23 protein-coding genes are annotated in these 21825 nt (G+C 41.2%); 17 read left to right on the plus strand and 6 right to left on the minus strand.

Features of this window, described 5'->3' with window-relative positions; all coding sequences use genetic code 11:
• Window positions 1-28: 28 nt before the first annotated feature.
• The gene (locus tag E0E36_RS07760; protein ID WP_130855458.1) at window positions 29-1423 is read right to left on the minus strand and encodes an MBL fold metallo-hydrolase RNA specificity domain-containing protein; all 1395 of its coding nucleotides are present in this window, start codon (window positions 1421-1423) and stop codon (window positions 29-31) included.
• A gap of 133 nt (window positions 1424-1556) precedes the next feature.
• On the opposite strand from E0E36_RS07760, the gene E0E36_RS07765 reads away from it, so the two are divergent.
• A complete protein-coding gene (locus E0E36_RS07765) occupies window positions 1557-2150 on the plus strand; it encodes an HdeD family acid-resistance protein (RefSeq protein WP_130855459.1) in 594 nt (197 codons plus the stop codon).
• An 11-nt stretch (window positions 2151-2161) separates the two neighbouring features.
• Here E0E36_RS07765 and E0E36_RS07770 read toward each other — a convergent pair whose 3' ends face one another.
• On the minus strand, window positions 2162-2479 hold the full coding sequence (locus tag E0E36_RS07770) for a hypothetical protein (protein WP_130855460.1): 318 nt from the start codon (window positions 2477-2479) through the stop codon (window positions 2162-2164).
• Window positions 2480-2873: 394 nt separating this feature from the next.
• On the opposite strand from E0E36_RS07770, the gene E0E36_RS07775 reads away from it, so the two are divergent.
• Window positions 2874-3740, plus strand: coding sequence for a universal stress protein (locus E0E36_RS07775; RefSeq protein WP_130855461.1), 867 nt, complete (start codon window positions 2874-2876; stop codon window positions 3738-3740).
• A 3-nt stretch (window positions 3741-3743) separates the two neighbouring features.
• Here the strand turns inward: E0E36_RS07775 and E0E36_RS07780 are convergent, their stop codons facing one another.
• Entirely contained in the window at window positions 3744-4586 is an 843-nt protein-coding gene (locus E0E36_RS07780) for a universal stress protein (RefSeq protein ID WP_165446936.1), read from the minus strand.
• Window positions 4587-4845: 259 nt separating this feature from the next.
• Here E0E36_RS07780 and E0E36_RS07785 point away from each other — a divergent pair, with 259 nt between their 5' ends.
• Entirely contained in the window at window positions 4846-5649 is an 804-nt protein-coding gene (locus E0E36_RS07785; RefSeq protein WP_130855463.1) for a universal stress protein, read from the plus strand.
• Window positions 5650-5674: 25 nt separating this feature from the next.
• Here E0E36_RS07785 and E0E36_RS28005 read toward each other — a convergent pair whose 3' ends face one another.
• Together E0E36_RS28005 and E0E36_RS07790 are read right to left on the minus strand one after the other, a co-directional pair.
• The gene (locus E0E36_RS28005) at window positions 5675-6382 is read right to left on the minus strand and encodes a cation transporting ATPase C-terminal domain-containing protein (RefSeq protein WP_242627160.1); all 708 of its coding nucleotides are present in this window, start codon (window positions 6380-6382) and stop codon (window positions 5675-5677) included.
• A complete protein-coding gene (locus tag E0E36_RS07790) occupies window positions 6267-8384 on the minus strand; it encodes a cation-translocating P-type ATPase (protein WP_242627161.1) in 2118 nt (705 codons plus the stop codon). The genes E0E36_RS28005 and E0E36_RS07790 overlap by 116 nt, the downstream gene beginning before the upstream one ends.
• Window positions 8385-8595: 211 nt before the next feature.
• Between E0E36_RS07790 and E0E36_RS07795 the strand changes: the two genes are divergently transcribed.
• The 14 genes from E0E36_RS07795 to E0E36_RS07860 all read left to right on the plus strand — a co-directional run bounded on the left by E0E36_RS07795 (window position 8596) and on the right by E0E36_RS07860 (window position 21185).
• On the plus strand, window positions 8596-9426 hold the full coding sequence (locus E0E36_RS07795) for a universal stress protein (protein ID WP_130855464.1): 831 nt from the start codon (window positions 8596-8598) through the stop codon (window positions 9424-9426).
• Between the two features lie 120 nt (window positions 9427-9546).
• Window positions 9547-11985: a phosphoenolpyruvate synthase gene (gene ppsA / locus E0E36_RS07800; RefSeq protein WP_130855465.1), complete on the plus strand. Its 2439-nt coding sequence runs from the start codon at window positions 9547-9549 to the stop codon at window positions 11983-11985.
• A gap of 46 nt (window positions 11986-12031) precedes the next feature.
• Complete coding sequence (locus E0E36_RS07805) at window positions 12032-12478, plus strand: tellurite resistance TerB family protein (RefSeq protein ID WP_130855466.1); 447 nt, start codon at window positions 12032-12034, stop codon at window positions 12476-12478.
• A 23-nt stretch (window positions 12479-12501) separates the two neighbouring features.
• Window positions 12502-13062 (plus strand): HdeD family acid-resistance protein, encoded by a 561-nt coding sequence (locus E0E36_RS07810; RefSeq protein ID WP_130855467.1) that lies wholly within the window; start codon window positions 12502-12504, stop codon window positions 13060-13062.
• An 11-nt stretch (window positions 13063-13073) separates the two neighbouring features.
• Window positions 13074-13919, plus strand: coding sequence for a universal stress protein (locus E0E36_RS07815; protein WP_130855468.1), 846 nt, complete (start codon window positions 13074-13076; stop codon window positions 13917-13919).
• A gap of 48 nt (window positions 13920-13967) precedes the next feature.
• The gene (locus E0E36_RS07820; protein ID WP_130855469.1) at window positions 13968-14645 is read left to right on the plus strand and encodes a BON domain-containing protein; all 678 of its coding nucleotides are present in this window, start codon (window positions 13968-13970) and stop codon (window positions 14643-14645) included.
• 113 nt (window positions 14646-14758) lie between these two features.
• Window positions 14759-15697, plus strand: coding sequence for a 1-phosphofructokinase family hexose kinase (locus tag E0E36_RS07825; RefSeq protein WP_130855470.1), 939 nt, complete (start codon window positions 14759-14761; stop codon window positions 15695-15697).
• The gene (locus E0E36_RS07830) at window positions 15694-16530 is read left to right on the plus strand and encodes a universal stress protein (RefSeq protein ID WP_130855471.1); all 837 of its coding nucleotides are present in this window, start codon (window positions 15694-15696) and stop codon (window positions 16528-16530) included. The genes E0E36_RS07825 and E0E36_RS07830 overlap by 4 nt, the downstream gene beginning before the upstream one ends.
• Window positions 16531-16612: 82 nt before the next feature.
• The gene (locus tag E0E36_RS07835) at window positions 16613-17044 is read left to right on the plus strand and encodes an Hsp20/alpha crystallin family protein (RefSeq protein WP_130855472.1); all 432 of its coding nucleotides are present in this window, start codon (window positions 16613-16615) and stop codon (window positions 17042-17044) included.
• Window positions 17045-17096: 52 nt separating this feature from the next.
• Window positions 17097-17720: a Crp/Fnr family transcriptional regulator gene (locus E0E36_RS07840; protein WP_130855473.1), complete on the plus strand. Its 624-nt coding sequence runs from the start codon at window positions 17097-17099 to the stop codon at window positions 17718-17720.
• Between the two features lie 60 nt (window positions 17721-17780).
• Window positions 17781-18581, plus strand: a complete 801-nt coding sequence (locus tag E0E36_RS07845; RefSeq protein WP_130855474.1) for a sulfite exporter TauE/SafE family protein — start codon at window positions 17781-17783, stop codon at window positions 18579-18581.
• Between the two features lie 86 nt (window positions 18582-18667).
• The gene (locus E0E36_RS07850) at window positions 18668-20071 is read left to right on the plus strand and encodes an MBL fold metallo-hydrolase (protein WP_130855475.1); all 1404 of its coding nucleotides are present in this window, start codon (window positions 18668-18670) and stop codon (window positions 20069-20071) included.
• A 44-nt stretch (window positions 20072-20115) separates the two neighbouring features.
• A complete protein-coding gene (locus E0E36_RS07855; RefSeq protein ID WP_130855476.1) occupies window positions 20116-20679 on the plus strand; it encodes a YeeE/YedE family protein in 564 nt (187 codons plus the stop codon).
• Window positions 20680-20690: 11 nt separating this feature from the next.
• Window positions 20691-21185 carry a DUF6691 family protein gene (locus E0E36_RS07860; protein ID WP_130855477.1) on the plus strand — a complete coding sequence of 165 codons (495 nt, stop codon included), beginning with the start codon at window positions 20691-20693 and terminating at the stop codon, window positions 21183-21185.
• A gap of 37 nt (window positions 21186-21222) precedes the next feature.
• Here the strand turns inward: E0E36_RS07860 and E0E36_RS07865 are convergent, their stop codons facing one another.
• On the minus strand, window positions 21223-21819 hold the full coding sequence (locus E0E36_RS07865) for an alpha-ketoglutarate-dependent dioxygenase AlkB family protein (RefSeq protein WP_130855478.1): 597 nt from the start codon (window positions 21817-21819) through the stop codon (window positions 21223-21225).
• Between the last annotated feature and the right edge of the window lie 6 nt (window positions 21820-21825).

The raw sequence follows: 21825 nt of genomic DNA on the forward strand, positions 1-21825 counted from the left end.
GACAATTAAGGTTACGAATTGTTTTTGCTTAAACTGCATATAATACTTCTAATTGATCTTGTTTTAGGATCGTCACATCCCATCGCAATTTATCCTTAACCTTTACACGTAAGGCCTCTAAAGCACAGGGTTCACCATGATTCAGATATAATTTTATCGGTGCTTTATTGTTGCTGTATAGCCAGTCCATTAGTTCCTGTTGATCTGCATGGGCCGACAGACCGGTAATTTCGTGAACCTTTGCAATTACCGGATAATATCCGCCGTGGATCTTTATTTCGTAAGCGCCATTCAATAATGCTCTCCCCCGGGTGCCGGCCGCTTGGAAGCCAATTAGCAGCACAATATTCCGGTCGTCGCCAAGATAATGTTTAAGGTACTCGAGTGCCCGACCTCCTGTAAGCATACCACTTCCGGCAAGAACGATTTTACTGCCCTTTTGTTTGATTATTCTCTCGGTACCACTGAAATCCTTATTGATGGTTATGCTGCTTAATACTTTTTGCCAATGCCGATTGGCAAGTGTCGTCCACTCCGGATAGTGCAGTAATACTTTGTTGGCTAAGGAGGCCATAGGGCTATCTAGAAAGATAGGAATTTCTTTAGGTATTTTTCGTTCTTGTTTCAATTGATATAGCAAAAGGAGGAGCTCTTGGGCCCGGCCTACTGCGAAGCAGGGGATTAATAAGTTGCCCCCTTGGGAGATTACTTCCCGAACCATCGCGGTGAGCTGTTCTCCCGCATCTGAGTTTTCATGAAGCCGATCACCATAAGTGGCTTCCATAACAAGATAATCTGCCTCTCCAGGTGCTTGCGGAGAGGGAAGATAAGGTGTATGCCGGCGACCTAGATCACCCGAAAATACAATGTGTTTACCATAGCAGTTGAGCTTAATTGAACAAGCACCCGGTATATGTCCAGCCGGAAAGAACTGAAAATTTATGTAGTTATTTAGTTGGTACAGTTTGTTGAGTTCTACTGTTACAAATTGTTTTAGCGCCACTTCCACATCGGCAATTGTATACAAAGGTTCAGCAAGTTTGTGCTTCGTATAGCCATGCACATTTGCTTTGTAAGCATCTTCTTCCTGTAATTTAGCACTATCACGTAAGATGATTTCACATAGCTCCCGTGTAGGAGCACTCATGTAAATTTTGCCCTTATATCCATATTTTACAAGTAGTGGAATATAGCCCGTGTGGTCAAGATGAGCATGGGTGATAAGTAAATCATCAATTTTACTGGGATTAATAGGTGGATACTGCCAGTTTTTAGCTCGTAGTGATTTCAATCCTTGAAACAAACCGCAATCAATCATAATGTTGAGTGACGGCGTACGCACGAGTAGTTTCGAACCTGTAACTGTTTCTGCTGCTCCAAAAGCCTGAAGCAATACAGCCTTTTTATTATCAATCGTAAGCATTAGCTCTATGTTTTTAATACAAAATTCCATAATAGCTTATAACTCCCTTATGATAACGATCAATAGAATCCCTAATACCAGTCATATATATTGGCCACGATAAAGGCTAATTTTATTGCATAAAAGTCAAATTATGGAACGCGATATCAAAAAATCTACACAGCTTAACAAGCGGATCTTAATCACCGGTATTTTATTGGTAATAATAGGGTTTTTAACTTTATGGCGCCCTTTTCAATCCTATTTGTTTATTAGCCTTAGCTTCTCCGTTTTGATCATTGTCAGTGGTGTCCTTGAGATACTATTCATCATACAACATCAAAAAATAATAAAGATGTGGTTGACCATGTTGGTGGGTGGAATCATCGATGTTACTATGGGGATATATTTGTTGCTATCACCATTGATTATGATGATTATACTTACACCTTTAATCAGCATTTGGGTATTTTACAAGGGCTTTACAGCATTGCGTTTCGCCCTGTTGCTTCGAGCGTACGCTTATCAAAGATGGTGGTTACAGCTTGCAATGGGTGTAGCAATTATGCTGATTTCCTTAATAATTGTTTCAAGTGCTACTGCGAGTTTTTTGCAGGTAATCGGTTTTCTCAATACCATCTCTTGGACCGGTCTGGGTATCGTTCTAATCGGTATCACCGCTATTTCTTTGTCCGTTGTTTATCGGAATACTGGTAGGCTTTTTCGGAGAGGATCGGATCAATCCTAAATAGAAATGAGCTAGACCAATCGGTTCAAAAGCAGGATCATCAAAAATAACAGGAGATTCCCAATCGTACCATATTTTGCTTCTTTCCAAGCGCTTATTATCAAAAGTTGAGAGGTGAACATTGCAATAAAACACAGAATTTGCCAGCTACTTTGATGAATGTACAGAAGGATTGCGCTTGTGAGGAATAAGAGACAGCTCAACAGCCATCCGAGTCGGTGTAGGTTCGATTGAAAGGCCCGATGGGATAGAACAATCAGTACTTTTGAATAACCGAAGAGATGGATGGTGCCGTGAACCAACATCAGAATGATTAGTGTTGTTTTCATTTCATTATTTTTTAGATGGTTTTCTTGTAGCAATCTTTAGCATTTATTGGTTAAAATCTTATTCAAAATCTTGAACCGTTGCAGCCTGGGCTGCTTGCTAATTTTATCGGAAAGATAGCGCTTGTGTTAAAAGATAGATATGATTCCAATCAACTGCGATATTGATACGTATCATCTAGCATAAGCAGACCAACTGATACCTTTACACCTTCATATAAACGCACAGTATTGAACGATATAAACTAACTTATCGTAACAAAGTACGGCCGTTTAAATGGCTTTTTGAACGCAGTTTCTTTCTTTGAGATCCATACTGTTGACAATCATGGGTAAGCATGATTGATTTCACTGACAGAGCAAGATACCTTTACGAACTTTACCCTAAAAATATGTTATGAGAACAGTGTTAGTACCTACCGATTTTTCTGCACCTGCTTATAACGCTGCGTTGTACGCCGTAGAAATGGCGATAACGCTGCAGGCCTCTTTACATCTGGTACACGTAATGGAAGTCGCAGATAAAACACTTTTAGACACCCAGATTCTATGGCCCGTGCTTGATTATCAAGATGTAAAAGAAAAAGCCAATCAGCAGATGAACCTTTTGAAGCAACAGTTGAGGCTTCAAATTATAGAAAACAATGCTGGGGAAAAGGTTTCTGTCACGTCTTCTTTAGTAGAAGGCGTGGTTTACCAAGAAATTGCCGAAGAAATAGTACGCAATGCAGCGATATTACTTGTGGCCGCAATGCATGGAGCGGGTAACGCCGAACGGTTTATTTTTGGAAGTAAAAGTAGGGACTTTATCAGGCACATTTCTTGTCCTGTTTTATTAATTCCACATAACTTTAAATACCGGAAAATTAATAAAATTGCTTTTGCAACCGACCTAAGTCCAAACGACATAGCCTTAATAGAATTATTGGCTAAATATGCCGAGCCATTTCATGCCGAAATAGTGATCAGTCACGTAACTACTGACGCTAATGATGGTCAGCATCAGCAACAGACTGAATCTTTCTTGCGGGAGGTCGCCGGTAAGAATAACTATGATAGAATTTATTATCGCTATTTATCGGGCCAAACCATTGAGGACGGCATTTTACGGCTATCAGAAAATGGCGAAGTGGATGTTTTAACCATGGTTCATAGACCGGAAAGCGGCTTGGCTAAACTATGGCAGAGAAGTCATACAAAACAAATCGCGAAGCAAATAAAAATTCCGTTGTTGGTGCTAAAAGGCGCATCTATTAATTACTGAAAATTACGAAATAGGTTCACCTGCTGTTTCCTTTATCTTGCTAAAGATTAGCATAGGGACCTTTGGATGAAAGGCCAACTCCTCTGCTAAAATTGACGGGAACAACTTTTCTAAGAAAGACCGATTTTGCCGGGTAAATAATACCAGCACGGAAGGCTTAAGGCGATCTACTTCTTTCAATAATTGTGTAATGAAAGATTGAAGTATATCTTTTTTTGTAATGTGAAAATCAACCGGATAAGCTGTTGATTTGGTATACGGGGCAGTAGATACGTCTTCAGGTGTGCTCGTCAAATGTAGCACATCTAAGTTTGCTTTGAACCGCTCAACAAATGTTAAAACCTCTTGTATTTCTCTTTTATAGTCTTGCAGATCTGAAGCATAGAGTACGCTCTTTAACGGTGTCGGCCGGTAATTTGTGGGGACTACAAAGACCGGAATACAGGATTTGGTAACAAGGTTGCCGGTATTTGTGCCCAAGCGTCTGCTTAGTCCGCTAGCGCCCCGTGTACTGATTGAAATGTGAGTGATGTCTGTACTCTTAGTGCAAAACCGTAGAAGGGCGAGATCTGCTCGTAGCCCACTGATAACAGTACAGTCGTATAATTTGGGCTTAACTCCCATTTCTTGGTAACAAGCCTCAACAAAGTTTTTTAAGGATAGCGACTGCTCATCTTTATTGATACCGAAATGTTCGTATGACATGTTCGGGTCGGTTTTATATACAATCGGTGCCACATAGATAAATAGCAGACGAGTATCTGTATAAGCTGCTACGTTAATGGCAAAACGGATTCCTCCTTTGGAGTTTTCCGAAAAGTCGGTCGGAACTAAAATGGTGTCCATAAGAATATTTTTAAGAGTTATTTGAATAAACTGTATAACGCGAAGTAAGTACATAAAAGGCGAGGAAACTATGATCTTCATAAGTACAATAAATGATTGTAGACATTAGTTGGTGTTCCAAACATATCACAATATAATGAGCGCAATCATCTTTGGCGGTTATCCAAATCATTCAAAAAGCGGAAGAAGTAAAGGAAATTTGAATTCGGTATGCTCCATTGTACAAATGGAAAAATTAACGAGGTAAAATGAATTAAACATGAAGAATATTCTCTTGATGATTGATGTTGCGAACAAAAAAGACAATGTTTTGCAATACGCGTTAAAACTAGCGCAAAGCTTGAAATCCAATATGATCTTATCCTGTATAATTGACGACAGAACGGCTAATTATGCACAGGCTTTTTCCGAATTGGAAAAAATTAAGGAGGATCTGAAAGGTCATTGGGTGGCTACGGATTTCAAACCGGTAATTACAAGCTTGGTTGAGCGGGGTGTTTTTGCAGAGACCATGTTTAACTTGGTTAAGGATCTGCATATTGAACTCATTTTAATGGGAGCGGCAGACGGTAAAAACACAACAGGGTTTTTATTTGGTAAAAAGGTAAGAGAAATTGTCGATAAGATAAATTGTCCCATCCTGATCATTCCAGAGCAGGTCGTTTTTGAGGGTTTAAAAAATATACTCTATGTAACTGATCTCAGGTACACGGATTTTAAAATCGTAATGGAGTTAGCTAAGCTCTCGGAACCGCTACATGTAAAACTATCTATGTTACATGTATGTGCAGAAGGTTTGCCGGATCTGACCGAAGATGTCATTGAATCTTTGTTTACGGAAACCATATCTTCGCGGGTTAAACAACGTATACGTATATTCAACGCTGGTAAGCATGGCCACGCGGAAACGATCATCAACCGATTGATGACTTCGGAGGACCAGGGAATGTTGGCAATTGCACATCGTAAGCATCATTTCTTCGCTCATCTATTTTCTGATAAACCGGCTGAGGGTGCAGAAGTTTATAAGCGCGTGCCTATTTTACTAATGCCGGTGGCCTAAAGTAGGCCATCAAATCTCTCTTTGGCTAGCTTTTCTCTTGCTGAACCCGTAGCATCTTAACGAGTTCGGTAATCAACAGCGGAAAAAAAGAGAATAGTAAGGCAACTGCCCAATCTGTCCAACTGAGTAGTTCTAGATGAAATGCTTCTCGTAGAAAAGGTATCATGATAGCAGTCAATTGTAGAATAAAACCTGTTATAATTGCATATACAAGGTATTTATTAAAAAGAAGGCTAAGTCTGAAAAGATGTTTTCGTTTACTTCTAAGGGATAAGGCATAAAGCAATTGACTTCCAACAAGTACGATAAATGCCATGGTTTGGGCATAAGATAAAATTTCGTCGTCTTCAACGTTGTTAAATGGGCTTGCTTCATTAATGTAAAAGCCATAGTAAAAGGCAAATAAGGCGTTCAGGCCAATAAGCAACCCGCCCCAAAAAACTTGAGTCGTCGCACCACCGGAAAAGAAACTTTCCCGAAGCCGTCTTGGTTTAGCTTTCATGACTTCGGGATTGGAAGGGTTCATCCCCAAAGTAACTGCAGGCAACGAGTCTGTAATTAAATTAACCCACAATAGCTGCGTTGCTAATAATGGGGTTGGCCAACCAAGTAGTAAGCTAAAGACTAATGTGAAAACTTCGCCCAGATTGCAAGAAAGCAAAAAAGATAACCGATTTCTTAATGTTGTTATAAATGTTTCGGCCTTGCTCAACAGCTGTGATGATAGTAGCATAGTTGTCATCTGTTAACACCATGTCGGCGGCACTTTTAGCCACATCTGTTCCGGTTATACCCATCGCTACTCCAATGTCCGCCGCCCTCAACGAAGGGGCATCATTGACTCCGTCGCCCGTCATTGAGACAATGTTTTTACAACGTTTCAGCGCATTGACTATTTTAACTTTATGTTCCGGCGAAACGCGAGCAAACACACGGTATTGCATAACCTGTTTGATAAATTCTTCCTCAGAAAGCCTGTCAATTTCTTGTCCGGTAATAACCTCTTCCATTTTATTAGCTATCCGTAGCTGGTGAGCAATGGCGAAAGCTGTTTTTTTATGATCGCCGGTAATCATGACCGTTATGATACCCGCACTTTTTGCTTTTTGTACTGACAATACCGCCTCTTCTCTTAGCGGGTCAATCATGCCTACAAAACCCAATAAGATTAAGTTTTGTTCTAGATCTTCGGGTTTAACTTTATTCGAATCTATTGATTTATAGGCGGCGCTCAACACCCGCAATGATTGATTAGACATGTTTTCCGCGAATTCGCGATAAAACTGTTTTTTTTCATCATCCAAAAGTTCTTTCTCCCCTCGTTCTGCTACAAAACGACATTTCTCCATAAGCTCATCTAGTGCCCCTTTTGTATATACAGTATAGGACCCGTTTTCTTCAACCACGGTTGACATCAATTTCCTGTCCGAATCAAAGGGTAACTCTGCAATACGTTTGTTGCTTTCGTATAACGATTTGCGATTTATCTGAAGCTCATCTCCCCATTGCAGTAGGGCGATCTCGGTTGGGTCGCCTGTAACCTGTCCATCACCAACCGTGGCGTCCGAACAGAGAATCATGGCTTTGGCCAAGGAAAGAGGATCGCCTTCTTTACCGTTGGAAAGACAATAATCAGTTACCTTCATACGGTTTTGAGTGAGTGTTCCCGTCTTATCTGAACAGATGATAGTTACCGATCCCAACGTCTCAACAGCTGACAGCTTGCGTATAATAGCGTTTTGTTTTGACATCCTGGTAACGCCTATGGAAAGCACAATTGCCACAATAGCTGCTAAGCCTTCCGGAATTGACGCTACTGCCAACGATACAGAAAGAAGAAACATATCCAGTAAGTTTCTCCCCTGAACCATCGCAATCACAAATATCAACAAGCATACGCAGATAGCAATTCTTCCAAGAGTTTTTCCGAGATGTTCAAGGCGCTTTTCGAGCGGTGTTTTATGAGTTTCTTGACCTGTTATCAGATTGGCGATTTTTCCGATCTCCGTTTTCATACCAGTGGCCGTAACGATGCCTAATCCTCGCCCCGTACTTACTAAGGTTGACATATATGCCATATTATAGCGATCCCCAAGTGGTGTTTGATGGTCATCTGTAATAAAGGAAGCGTCTTTTAAGCTAAGCACCGATTCGCCGGTAATAGCCGATTCATCGATTTTGAGGTCAATCGTTTCCAATAAGCGAATGTCAGCAGGGACGCTTCGCCCTACTTCCAGAATCACAACATCCCCGGGAACAAGATCCTTTGCGTCTATTTCCGTTGTTGTATTTTCCCTTTTAACAATTGCCCTCGGTCGACTAATCTTCTGAAGTTCTTCAATGGCATTACTTGCTTTAATCTCTTGGAATACGCCTAATAGTGCGTTTAATATAATGACGCATAGAATAATAACGGCATCAACATACGCTCCAACAAAAACAGTTATTAAGGTGGCGGCAAACAGGATATAAATTAACCAATCTTGGAGTTGCGTAAAGAAGAGTCTTAAAACGGTCTTTCTTTTTTCTTTTTGAAGCTCATTGACGCCGGTTTTGTTCCGTCTTAATAAAACTTCTGCATTCGAGAGACCGGTTTGTTCGTCAACGTCAAGCGTTTTAAGAACCTCAGCCCTTTCTTTGAAAAACCACGTTGCTTCTTTCATTTTATATTTAAGAAAGTATTCCCCTTTTGTTGATTTATTACGCCTCTCAGTAACACTTGTTTGTTTGCGCATATAATGTAGATTGATAACAATCATCGTTAGCGGCTGTTTTAATCACCCTCATAAATAGACTTATAGGGAACCTCCCTACGATCTATAATTCGCGACAGACAAAATGCACAATACTCGGAGGCTAATTAATGATCAACATCATATGAAGAACTGTTTTCGATTATCGTCCTTCCGATGGGCGGTAACTAAATTTAACTAAAATAATTAGATTATGGAAACAATATTAGCTGCAACGGATTTTTCACAACCGGCGACAAATGCTGCGCAATATGCCGCCCAGTTGTGTAAGCAACTTAAGGCGCGTTACTTGGTTCTCTATCATGCTTATAAATTATTACCAATTTCGAGGGAAAATCCGGAAAGCATGATGTTATCTCAAGAAAAAATGCAAGAATGTATGGAGGTGTTTTTGAGTGAGTTACGAGAAAGCCTATTGCCACTAGCACCCGAAAATACCTTGATTTTAACGAAAGCCGATTCCCGACCTTTAGAAACAGGGCTTGCAAATCTTGTTGAAACATGCGAGGCCAAACTTATAATAATCGGTTCTGAAAGAGATGTATTGAAGAAATTGCTGGTAGGAAGCAGTACGAAGAAGCTCATGAAAACGACCCATTCGCCCATACTGGTGGTTCCACCGCAAGCAAAATTTAAAGCGATTAGGAAGATTGTAATGGGCTGCGATCTGAAAAACGTGGCAGACACTGTACCGATCGCCAAACTAATTCAACTGATAAAGAGCTTTCAGGCACAACTGATGGTCGTTAACGTGGGGAAAAATGCGAAAGTACCTTTGGATGATCGCGAAGCATACGAACAACATACATTTTATGATTTGTTTGAAGAGTTAGATCCATCCATTCAATATATAGAAGGGAATGACGTTAGCAAAGGACTTTTGGATTATGCCGATCAGTTTGATGCGCAGATGATTGTTGTGGTAGCCAAACAGCACTCCTTGCTAGAGCGTATTACCAGCTCAAGTGTCTCAAAAGAGTTGGCCGCATCCGCTGAATTGCCTGTTTTAATAATTCGAAAATAATAGCGAGGGATATCTTTTGAAAGAGCCATGATCATCATCAAAAATGAATCGATCATCAGTTTTTAGCAAACTATCATCGGGTAATGCGAAGAAAATTATCGGAAAACTAATTAAATAACCATGGAAACCAATCAATATATTATTCCATTTTTTAAACTCCGTGCAAGTGATGTAGCCTTAGTAGGTGGTAAAAACGCGTCGTTAGGAGAAATGATTAATCAATTACAAAATCTCGGCGTGCAAGTTCCTGCGGGTTTTGCGATTGTTGCTAACGCCTATCGGTATTTTCTGAAATTCAATCAGCTGGAGGAAAAGCTGAAAATGGTATTGAAAAGTCTTGATTCGAAAGAGCTTACGAACCTGGAAAAGATAGGGAAGGAGTGTCGGAATTTGATAAAACATGCGGTATTACCAGATGATTGGAAACAAATGGTACTGGCTTCATATCGGGAACTCGCTAAGGGGACTAAAGATCCTGTAACAGTTGTTGTGAGAAGCAGTGCAACTTCAGAAGATCTTCCGGAAGCCAGTTTTGCAGGTCAACACGATTCTTTTTTGAATGTGAAGGGAGAGCAGGAACTTTTAATAGCCTGTCATCGTTGCTATATCTCTTTGTTTAATGATCGTGCTATTAAATATCGCTTGGATCATGGTTTCGACCATATGCAGGTTTTGTTAAGTATTGGTGTCCAAATAATGGTAAGAAGCGATCGTGGAGCCGCGGGGGTTGCTTTTACCGTAGATCCAGAAACGGGGCACGAAAATATCATTTACCTAACCGGATCCTGGGGTTTAGGTGAAAATGTAGTACAAGGAGCTGTAAGCCCAGATGAGTTTTATCTTTTTAAACCGGCTGTCATCCGCCAACAATATAGTCTCATTCAAACCAAGTTGGGCAGGAAAGAGAATACCTTGATATTGCGAGAAGAAGTATCAATGAGCAAATCAACGGTAAATGTCAAAACACCAATAGATTTAAGAGAGCGATTTGTTTTAGATGAAGACGAAGCCATGAAACTTGCCTATTGGTGTTATCTGATTGAGCAGCACTATGGCATGCCTATGGATATTGAATGGGCTAAAGATGGCGAAACCAATGAGCTGTTTATCGTACAGGCACGCCCCGAAACCGTTCACGGGCGTAAGAAAGAAGTGACGCTTACTACCTATAAGTTACAGGACAGAGCGGTTCCTCTTTGTTCGGGAAGGGCAGTAGGGAAGGCGATTGTCAGCGGCCGTGTTTGTTTGGTACATTCGTTGGCGGATGCAGACAAAGTTAAGCAAGGCGATATCATCGTGTCAGATATAACTAACCCGGACTGGAATGTGCTCTTAAAAAAAGCGATTAGCATTGTTACGAATAAAGGAGGTCGAACCAGTCATGCTTCCATTGTGGCAAGGGAATTAGGTATTACAGCCGTAGTGGGAACGCACAATGCAACTGAAATACTAAAGGATGGACAATTGATAACGGTAGACTGTGCGCAAGGTGATAGCGGATATATTTACGACGGTCGTCTCCGTTGGGAAGTTAAGGAAACCAGCTTGGAACACTTAACTAAAACTCGAACGGCTCCCATGTTGATACTGGCCGATCCAGACAGAGCGCTTGACCTTAGCCGATATCCCAACGAAGGGGTTGGTCTCTTACGGATGGAATTTATCATCAATAACAGCATCCAAATCCATCCAATGGCACTAATAAAATATGATGAACTTGCAGATAAGAACGTGAAACATAAAATCGATTCGCTAACAAAGCACTTTCCCGACAAGCGAAAATATTTTATTAATAAACTTTCAGGGGCCATTGCCATGGTTGCAGCTGCTTTTTATCCGAAAGATGTTATTGTAAGAATGAGTGATTTTAAAAGTAACGAGTATGCTAAATTGATCGGTGGAGAAGAATTTGAGCCAAAGGAAGAGAACCCGATGCTTGGCTTTCGTGGAGCTTCCCGCTATTATCATCCAAAATATAAGGAGGCGTTTGGCCTTGAATGTCAAGCCGTAAAACGCGTACGAGTAGAAATGGGGCTCGATAACGTAAAAGTGATGATCCCATTTTGCCGGACGGTAGATGAAGGTAAAAAAGTGCTAGAGATAATGAGAGGTTATGGACTTGTGCAGGGCGAAAAGCAACTCGAAATTTATGTGATGGCTGAGATTCCTTCTAATATCATTTTGGCCGAAGGATTCGCTTCCGTATTCGATGGCTTTTCGATCGGTTCTAATGATTTAACGCAGCTAACTTTGGGTGTTGATCGCGATTCCGCAGATGTAAGTAATCTATTTAACGAAAAGGACATGGCAGTGCTAAGCCTGCTAGAGCAATTGATTAAAACTGCGCGAGCCCATAACCATAAGGTGGGGCTTTGCGGTCAGGCACCGAGTGACTATCCTGAATTTTCAGATTTTTTAGTCCGAAAGGGCATCAACAGTATCTCTTTCACAGCAGACGCCTTGTTGCAAGGAATCGAATACATAGCGAAAGCGGAAGCAAAATGGTATGGGCAAAATGAGGATGATTCCTATCATGACCAGACCTGTTTTCGATCATAGTAAGATTTCTTTCCTATAAATAACTTTATACTAAACAATAGAAAACATGATACGCACACCTCAACTTTGGACAAAATTTTATGAGAACCTGGCCTTTCTCTTTTATAGCCTTACCTACTGTGACCGCGATATAACGGATAAGGAGGTAGAGGCCGTTAAAGGCCTGGTACAGGAAGCGTGGCTCGATTTTGAACCCTCTTTGGACGAGTACGGTTATGATGCCGCTTATCAGATTCAGGCGGTGTTTGATTGGCTATTCGATAGCAGGCCAACAGCTTCATCCGCCTTCAAACGGTTTAGTAGTTTTGTAGACGATCACCCATCGTTCATTGATCAAAAGTTAGCTGAAGCAATTTTCAGTTCTGCCAATAAAATAGTCTCGGCCTACGGTCATCGGAATAAAATTGAACTGGGTTACCTATACTTGCTTCAAGATGTATTGAAAGAATCATATAAGAGCAATAAAAAACCTTCTAATGGAAAAGTCTCTTAAGAAATACGCTAATCCTTAAGATCATGTCAATCCGTACAACATTAACAAATAAACGATATTACGCCTGGCTATTACTGGCAGCCGGCTTAGTACTTATCGGGCTTGGCGTATGGGTCTTTTTGAGTCCGATAATCTCCTATAGATATATTTCTATCGTTTTTATCATCCTGGCTTTAACAGCCGGCGTTTTTGAGATATCTTTTTCACTGTTCAGTCGTAAGATGATTCCCGACTGGCCTTCGTTCGTATTGGGCGGTGTTCTGGACATTGCAATTGCCGGTTATGTGTTCTTTAATCCCTGGCTATTGATGGTTCTTTTACCACCTTTTATGGGCGGTATGTTATTGGTTAAACTGATTATAATCATTCAGAATACAGTTAGCATATGGAGAAGGAAACCCGTTAACTGGTGGCTCGTGATGGTAGCAATTATATCAATTGGTTTCGTGTTGCAACTACTGTTGAGGAACAATTCGATAGAAATGACGGATTTGATGGCATTAACAGGTGTTGGCTTTATATTGGCGGGTGTTTTTCGTATTTATCTTTTTGCAAAAGCCCGAAACATAATTGCCGAACGTTAAAAATTGGCTTTATGAGAACTTTTCTTGTAGCGATCGACTTTTCCGAGTCGGCGCTGAATGCAGCTAAATACGCTACCGCTTTTGCTTCACGGGTAGAAGCTTCCAGGATAATTCTTTATCATAGTTTGGATGCATTGCATGGCTATTTCGATATCGCGCAACTACCTGAAGCCATTAATGAATCCACTGTAGATGAGGCTGCACATAAATTAGCGGAAATCAAATTATGTTTACTGGCTATTGATCCATCTATTGAGATTGTTTGCGAAATTGATCACTGGAACTTAATCGAAGGGATCAATCGGATCCAGGCCCGGGAAGCCATTGATCTGATCGTGGTGGGACGGACCGGTAAATCAAGGTTAAGCAGACTTTTATTAGGTAGTAATACCGCCAGACTTTGTGCTACATGCGATACTCCCCTTTTAGTAATCCCTGCTTCGATTTCGTTTAAACCCATAAAGCGAATGGCATTAGCTTGCGATTTTAAGGAAGTTACCGCAACCATACCGGTTAATATAATTAAAGGACTCACAAACAAATTGGGAGCCGAATTGCTCGTTGTGAATGTTGATTATCGAGAAGAAGAGTATTATGATCCGCATATGATAACACAGCAGTATGCTCTACACGCGTTACTGGATAATCTCAAGGCAACGTATTTCTATGTGGATAATAAATCTGAAAGACAAGGAATTCTAAAATTCGCAAGAGAACAGGAGGTACAACTGATCTTGTTGATTAAAAAACAACATGCTCTGGGTGAAAGCTTCCTACATAGAAGTGTATCAAAAGAAATGGCTCTGTATACTACCATTCCTGTTCTTTTAATAAAACCGACTGAAACAAAACAATAATTTTTAACAAAGCCACCTGTATAGCAGGTCGCTATTAATCTGTTTACTATGAAAAGTGATGTAGAAATTCAACAAGATGTAATCGATGAGTTAAAATGGGAACCCATACTCGATGCGTCAGAAATTGGTGTAACTGTGAAAGGTGGGGTTGTTACCTTGTCAGGCACGGTAAGTACCTATTCAAAAAAAATGGCTGCGGAACGGGCAGCCCGCAGAGTTCAGGGGGTAACAGCCTTAGCTGAGGATATTGAGGTCGTGTTTTTTGCCGGAACAATGCATACGGATACAGAAATAGCTCAAGCGGCGGTGGAGGCCATTAAATCACAAGCCAGCCTTGCTGATCAGCACATTCAAATTAAAGTAGAGGAAGGAGTGGTCAAACTAGAAGGACAGGTAGAATGGGAGTATCAACGCAATGAAGCAAAAAAGGCGATGGAGAACTTAAAGGGTGTCCGATCGGTTATCAATTTAATCAACATCAAACCAAGAGCTACAGCTAAGGATGTTGAACAACAAATTGCGGCGGCTTTTCAGCGACATGCAAATATTGATGCACGTAATATTCAAATCGAAATCGATAAAGATCGGGCGATCTTGCGAGGCACCGTACGTTCATTGGCTGAAATGGGAGATGCAGTAGATGCTGCATGGGCCGCACCCGGTATCTCCAAAGTGGAGAATGAGCTGACGGTTAAATTAGCCGATTATCCACGCTATGATGATTAATGACATTTGATTGAAAGCCTATGAGGCATATACTGTGATTCATTTCACTGCTGTTTGTTTATATAGTTATTAACTATAGTTGCAGGATTAGTCGACTATAAAATTTTAAAACGGTGATTATTACAATAACAATGAATCCGGCAATTGATCGGGGTGTTTCTGTCGAGAAGATGACACCGGAAAAAAAGATGCGTTGCGTTCAGGAGAGCCTTGAAGTAGGAGGCGGAGGAATTAACGTTAGTAAAGCCATCAAAGAACTGGGAGGTTTAAGTTATGCTATTTTTCCTTCCGGCGGAGAGAACGGTCGATATTTCGAAGAGATTTTAGCCGATAAAGATATACCACATACAGCCATTAAAGTGGCCAGCAATACACGCGAGAACCTAACGGTCGTTGAAACTGCCTCTAATTTCGAGTACCGATTCGTGATGCCCGGACATGAACTCAGCTCCACCGAATTCGACCGTTGTTTTTCAGCAATTGTTATGCTAAGCCCACTGGCAGACATTATGGTAGTAAGTGGAAGCTCACCTAAGGGCGTGCCGGACGACTTCTATTTACGTCTTGCAGAAGTTGCCAGAAAGAGCAATGCCTTATTGGTGATTGATGCATCAGGCAAATCCTTAAAGCTTGCGTTAGAAGCCGGAACTTATTTGCTCAAGCCCAATTTGTCCGAACTTGCCAGTTTGGTAAATAAGGAAAGTGTTGACGAAGAAGAGGTTAAAGCCATCGGTCAGGATATTATTGGTAAAGGACAGTGTAAGATGTTGGTGGTTTCTCTGGGTAAACGTGGTGCTATCTTATTGGCGGATGGTGTATACGAAGAAATCGAAGCACCACCCGTGCAGCGAGTGAGTACAGTGGGAGCCGGAGATAGTATGGTGGCCGGAATGGTATGGATGCTTCAGCAAAAGAAGAGTTTTTCGGAGGTAGCCAGATTTGGCGTGGCTTGTGGTACGGCGGCAACGTTAAATAGCGGTACACAGCTCTTTCATAAGAGGGATGTTTATAAGCTATATAAATTAGTTAAAACAAAGGAGCTGAAATTATGAAAATCTTGGTTACAACGGATTTATCATCTAATTCTAAAGGAGGAATACGCTTTGCTTTGCAACTTGCCGAGCACTATCAATATGAATTAACATTTTTTTATACCTATCACAACGAGAGACCTACTTGGAATGACCTATCTTATAAAGGATTTCAAAACACTGAACTGCAAAATGAACGTATAAAATTGATAAGGTTTATTCGCAAAGTTGCCGGAAGCATAGATCTTCAGCAGCTACAGCTTTATTATCACGTTCAAGAATCGCTGTTCGTTGCGCAGCACATTCTCCAGTATGCGCAGCTCCATCAATTTACATTTATTTGTATAGGTCGAAGCGCGGCCGGATGGCATCGAAAACTGTTTGGAAGTGTGGCTAATATATTAATAAAACAATCACATGTTCCTATCATCATTGTACCTCCTGATTATAGAAGAAGAAAACTCCGAAACGTATTATATGCTTCCGACTTAACGAATTTCGAAAGCGAGTTAAACATGGTGTTGGTTTGTATGGAAACCCTTAAGCTAAAAGTAGACATCCTTCACTTTTCGCTTCCCTCAGATCAGCTCAATAACAAAGTAGCCTCTGCAACAGAAATTATTTCTAAGCTGCCCCCCAATACTGTCCAATTTTTTCAAGAGAAGTACAATTTTGAGGAGCCTCTCGTAAAGCATTTAGCTGTACAGTTAGCCAAATTTAACCCCTCTATACTTGTTATGTTTACAGATCAGCAGCGCACCTTCTTTGAGAAATTGTTTCTCGGTAGTGACACTGTTTCATTTTCTTCGTTGGCCAAATGGCCAATGCTGGTTTTTCCGAAACCGCTTACCTGATCAATCTCATTATGTCAAATAACCTAAATCATTAAGAATTATTTATTTAAGGAACTTAGTTATTATTTCTAAATTCAATATTATGTCAAACTTAGTTAAAGCTACTGACTTCCCATCATTTAGGTCAATGATGGAAGATTTCTGGAACACCGATGGCTTCTTTAGCAAACCGATCTTTAGCAAAACTTCTCTACCGCCGGTTAATATCCGCGATACGAAGGACTATTATGAATTAACATTAGCTGCGCCCGGGTATAAAAAAGATGATTTCAAGATTGCCATTGAAGACGGTATGATCAGCATTAGTGCCGAACATAAGTCAGAAAAGAAAGAAGAGAAGGAAAATTACACGCGGCATGAATTTCATCAGGAAGAATTTACGCGCGTATTTAGTTTGCCTGAAAATGTGACAGAAGATGCTATTAAAGCAAAGTATCAGGACGGTATTTTACAAATTGAACTAAAAAAAACAGCGAAATCCCCGTCTAATAAAAAAACGGTGCAAGTTTCTTAAGCGGAATCAATTTTGGGGGCAATTATATGCCCCTAAAATGTAAATTTGCGATATGGACGTTCTGGATCAAATTGAAGAATTTAGGTATTCGCCGCAATTAAGAGAGATGTTGTATGCAAATAGCATACAGAAGACCTATAATGCAGGACATGTTATTTTAAGCGAACATGCGTACATCCGTTCAATCCCTATTGTTACAAAGGGTACATTAAAGGTTATCCGTACAGAAGAAGACGGACGAGAGATTTTACTATATTACATCAAGGCCGGCGAAAGTTGCATCATGTCATTTTTAGGAGGACTTCACAACGAAACGAGTAAGGTTAGGGCCGAAGTGGAGGAAGACGCCGAAATTCGCTTCCTGCCCATGGAAAAGGTCTCATTGTTCATTAGAGAATACCCACAGTGGCTCGATTACATTTTTCGCCTCTATCACAAACGTTTTGAAGAATTACTGGATATGGTGAACGCAATTGCGTTTAAGAAAGTTGACGAACGATTGCTAACGCTATTACGGAAAAAAAAAGAACTTTCGGGAAACAATATGCTGAGCATTACGCACGAGCAATTGGCGAACGAACTTGGTACCGCACGTGTGGTTGTTTCCAGACTTTTAAAACAGCTCGAAGACGATGGTACGGTAAAGCTCGGTAGAAATAAAATCGTTCTTGTGTAACAAAAGTAGCTGTACAGATCTTTGAATTGACGGACCTTTGATCCATCTAATAAAAAAGAAATGGACTTCATCGGTTATTTTGCGTCAATTTTAATAGGTATCTCGCTGGGACTGATCGGAAGCGGCGGTAGTATCCTTACCGTACCGGTATTAGTTTATCTGTTTCATATTGACGTTATAACCGCTACGACCTATTCGTTGTTTATCGTTGGCTTAAGCAGTGCCGCAGGTACATTTCCCTATTTTAGGGGAAATATGGTGGATATTAAAACTGCATTAATTTTCGGTATACCTTCCGTCTTGGCAGTTTTCTTTAGCAGACGGGTCATTGTACCGGCGATACCGGAATCTGTATTTGAAATTGGCAATTTAGCCGTCACGAGAAGCACCCTTCTCCTTTCCATCTTTGCCGTGTTAATGGTAATAGCCTCCTATAGCATGATCGCAAAATCGGAAGAAGCTGACCAACCAAAAGTAAACAGGCAAAAGCCATTTAGTAATTTACGTATCCTATCGTTGGGTGCGCTCGTAGGACTTGTTACAGGATTGGTTGGAGCAGGAGGTGGTTTCCTTATAGTTCCGGCACTTATAGGTTTCCTTAAAACGCCTATAAAGACAGCTATAGGGACATCGCTGTTAATCGTTGCTATCAACTCCTTAACAGGATTTCTATTCTCAGTAACATTTATTGCCATCAATTGGTGCTTCCTCCTATCGGTCACCTTGATGGCCTTTCTAGGCATTTTTGTTGGTAGTAAGTTGGTAAAAAAAATTGAAGGAAGAAGACTACGGTTTGCCTTTGGCTGGTTTGTTTTGATTATGGGTATTTATATCCTTTTAAGAGAATTGTTGTTCAAGTAGCGCACTGACTTGCGTCGTGTAACCAAAGTAACTGTACGATAAAAAATTAGTTTACAACTTTAACAGATCATTAAATATTACATATCATGTTTTTTCAACACATTTATGATAAGAGTTTATCACAGAGCAGCTATCTGATAGGCTGCCAAACAATTGGGAAGGCTATTGTGCTTGACGCCAAGAGGGACATCGATACCTATTTAGCGCTTGCTGAGGAAAATAACCTGACGATAACCCACATTGCGGAAACCCATATTCACGCAGATTTTCTTTGCGGATCACGCGAATTGGCTGCAGTGACAGGGGCAGAACTTTACCTGTCTGATGAGGGAGGAGCCGCTTGGCAGTACGAGTTTCCGCACATCGGTCTAAAAGATGGTGATAAAATTACTATCGGTAAACTTACATTAGACGTGATACACACACCCGGGCACACACCCGAAAGCATCAGCTTTCTACTTACAGATCATGCCGCAAGTGATCAACCTGTAATGATCTTCACAGGCGATTTCATATTTGTCGGCGATGTTGGTAGACCTGATCTTTTAGAGAAGGCGGCCGGATTTTCCGGTACAACGGAGCGGGGTGTTCAACAGTTATACCAATCGCTTCGGAAATTTGCAGATCTTCCCGATTATGTTCAGGTCTGGTCAGGACATGGGGCCGGTTCCGCTTGCGGTAAGTCGCTCGGGTCGGTACCGAGTTCCACCGTCGGTTATGAAAAAATCAGGAACTGGGCATTTCAATTATATGGAAATGAGGAAAAGTTTGCGGACTATTTATTGGCCGATCAACCTGAGGCACCACGATACTTTGCCATGATGAAGCGTCTCAATAAGGAAAGGCGACCGTTGTTGGCAGCTATTCCTCCGCATCCGAAATTAACAAAAGAACAGTTCAAAGCCGCTTATGATCAAGGAATCCAAATTATTGATACTAGGGATAAACGCCTCTTTGCTAAGGGATTTCTTTTGCAAAGCATTAATATACAGGCGAATAATTCATTTTCAACGTGGATGGGTTGGCTGCTGAGCTATGAAGAACAATTCATGCTGATAGCGGATGACGAGCAAATGAGCGATTTGACGCGAAAATTAATGCGTATCGGCCTCGATAACATACTAGGTTATATATCAGATATATGTGATGTGGGTGTTGAGCTGCAAAAAGCAGATGTGCTCTCGCTGTCCGAATTCAAAAGTTACCTAAACAGGAACGATGTGCAGTTAGTAGATGTGCGGAGTGCTTCAGAATACCGTGAGGCACATATTGAAGGTTCCCATAATATTTTCGTTGGCACCTTGACAAGCAATCTGAACAAAATCGATAAAGATAAACATTTAGTCGTTTATTGCCAGTCCGGCGATCGAGCTACCATAGCTCACTCAATTTTAATAAAAAACGGATTCAATAATGTAAAGTACTATACAGGAGGGATGAAGGAATGGTTGGAAAACAAAGAGCCTGTTATAACAAAATCAGTTTTGTAGCTGGGAGTGTACAAGAGCGCAAAATTAACTATAATTTATAAAACATGTTAGAACTTATTAAACAACCTTGGCCCTGGTACATTGCCGGGCCACTCATTGGCTTAACGGTTCCGATACTGTTAATTATCGGAAATAAATCCTTCGGTATCAGCTCTTCACTGCGGCACATTTGCGCGGCATGCGTACCTGCCAATATCCCTTTCTTCAAATATAACTGGAGAAGAGAGTCGTGGAACTTGTTTTTTGTCGTTGGTATTCTTATGGGCGGCTTCATCGCTAAAAACCAGCTTTCTGATGCCGATCCGATTAAGTTAGATCCTCGGTTGGTATCAGAACTCACAGATTATGGCATTACGGATTACAGCAGCTTAATACCTCATGATCTTATGAGTTGGTCAAGTCTCTTCACCCTGCGAGGTTTCATTATCCTCATATTTGGCGGATTCCTCATAGGTTTTGGTAGCCGCTATGCAGGAGGATGTACCAGCGGACACGCTATTATGGGGCTATCTAATCTACAATGGCCATCATTGGTAGCAACCATCAGTTTTATGGCAGGCGGTTTTATTATGGCTAATTTTATACTCCCCCTTATCCTAACACTTTAATAAATATAAACATGCATTTAAAGATAATTGAAAGAAATAATAACGAAGAGCAAAATAGGAGGGACGTCACTGAAAACGACTCAAGGCGTCGTTGGTATCCAAATTTTAAATATCTGTTAGTGGGCATTTTTTTTGGGATTATATTCGTGAAATCCGAAGCGATCAGTTGGTTTCGTATACAGGAAATGTTCCGTTTGCAATCCTTTCACATGTACGGCATTATTGCAAGTGCCGTAGTTGTTGGTATAATATCTATAGGCATAATTAAAAGGTTTAATATCAAAACAATGGGTGGCGAGCCGATCGAATTTCAAGCAAAAAAATTCAATCGTGGGCAGTTGTATGGCGGGTTGCTCTTTGGATTTGGTTGGGCAATCACCGGAGCCTGCCCAGGCCCATTGTTTGCGCAAATAGGAACCGGAGCTCTTGTGATTGGAATAAGCCTTTTGAGTGCTATATTCGGAACGTGGGTTTATGGCTTATTAAGGGATAGACTGCCACATTAAGGTAAAGGCTTAAATAATAAGCTACTACAGTTTATCCCTATAAGATTACCTTTCGGAACGTCAGATTGATCCTCGGCCCCATGATCACGTTCGATTTTGCTATCCTATGTTCCCAGTGAAGTTGCAGATCGCCTTTCATGAGCAGAAGGGAGCCGTGCTGCAGCTTGATGGAGTAGCGACCGGTATGGTCGTCCTTCCTGCGGAAATCAAAGCTCCGTTCGGCTCCCAGGCTCAGGGAGGCTATTTCGGTTTTGCGGCCGGGCACCGTATCCTTGTCGGCATGCCAGGCCACCGAATCATTTCCATCGCGGTAGAGGTTCAGCAGCACGCCCTGAAAGGCCATGCCGGTAAAGGCCTCTATGCGCTGCCTTACCATCTGCAGTTCCGGCAGCCAGGGTATCGGTTCACGCCGGTCATCTGCCCTCAGCGGGCGGTCTCCGTACCATGCCGTCAATCTGGGCGTTACCACCTCCTTATCGTACATCTTAACTTTGGTCTGCTGCCAGGGCACATTATGCAATAAAAAAGTAAGCAGCGTATCCGCCTCCGGCCGTTCCAGAAAGCCTGGCGTATAATCCATCAGTTCCCGTGGCAGTACCAATTGCCGGTTATCATCAAACAATTTCCCCTGCATCTCCAA

This window comes from Olivibacter jilunii (assembly GCF_900607235.1).
Taxonomy (GTDB): domain Bacteria; phylum Bacteroidota; class Bacteroidia; order Sphingobacteriales; family Sphingobacteriaceae; genus Olivibacter; species Olivibacter oleidegradans.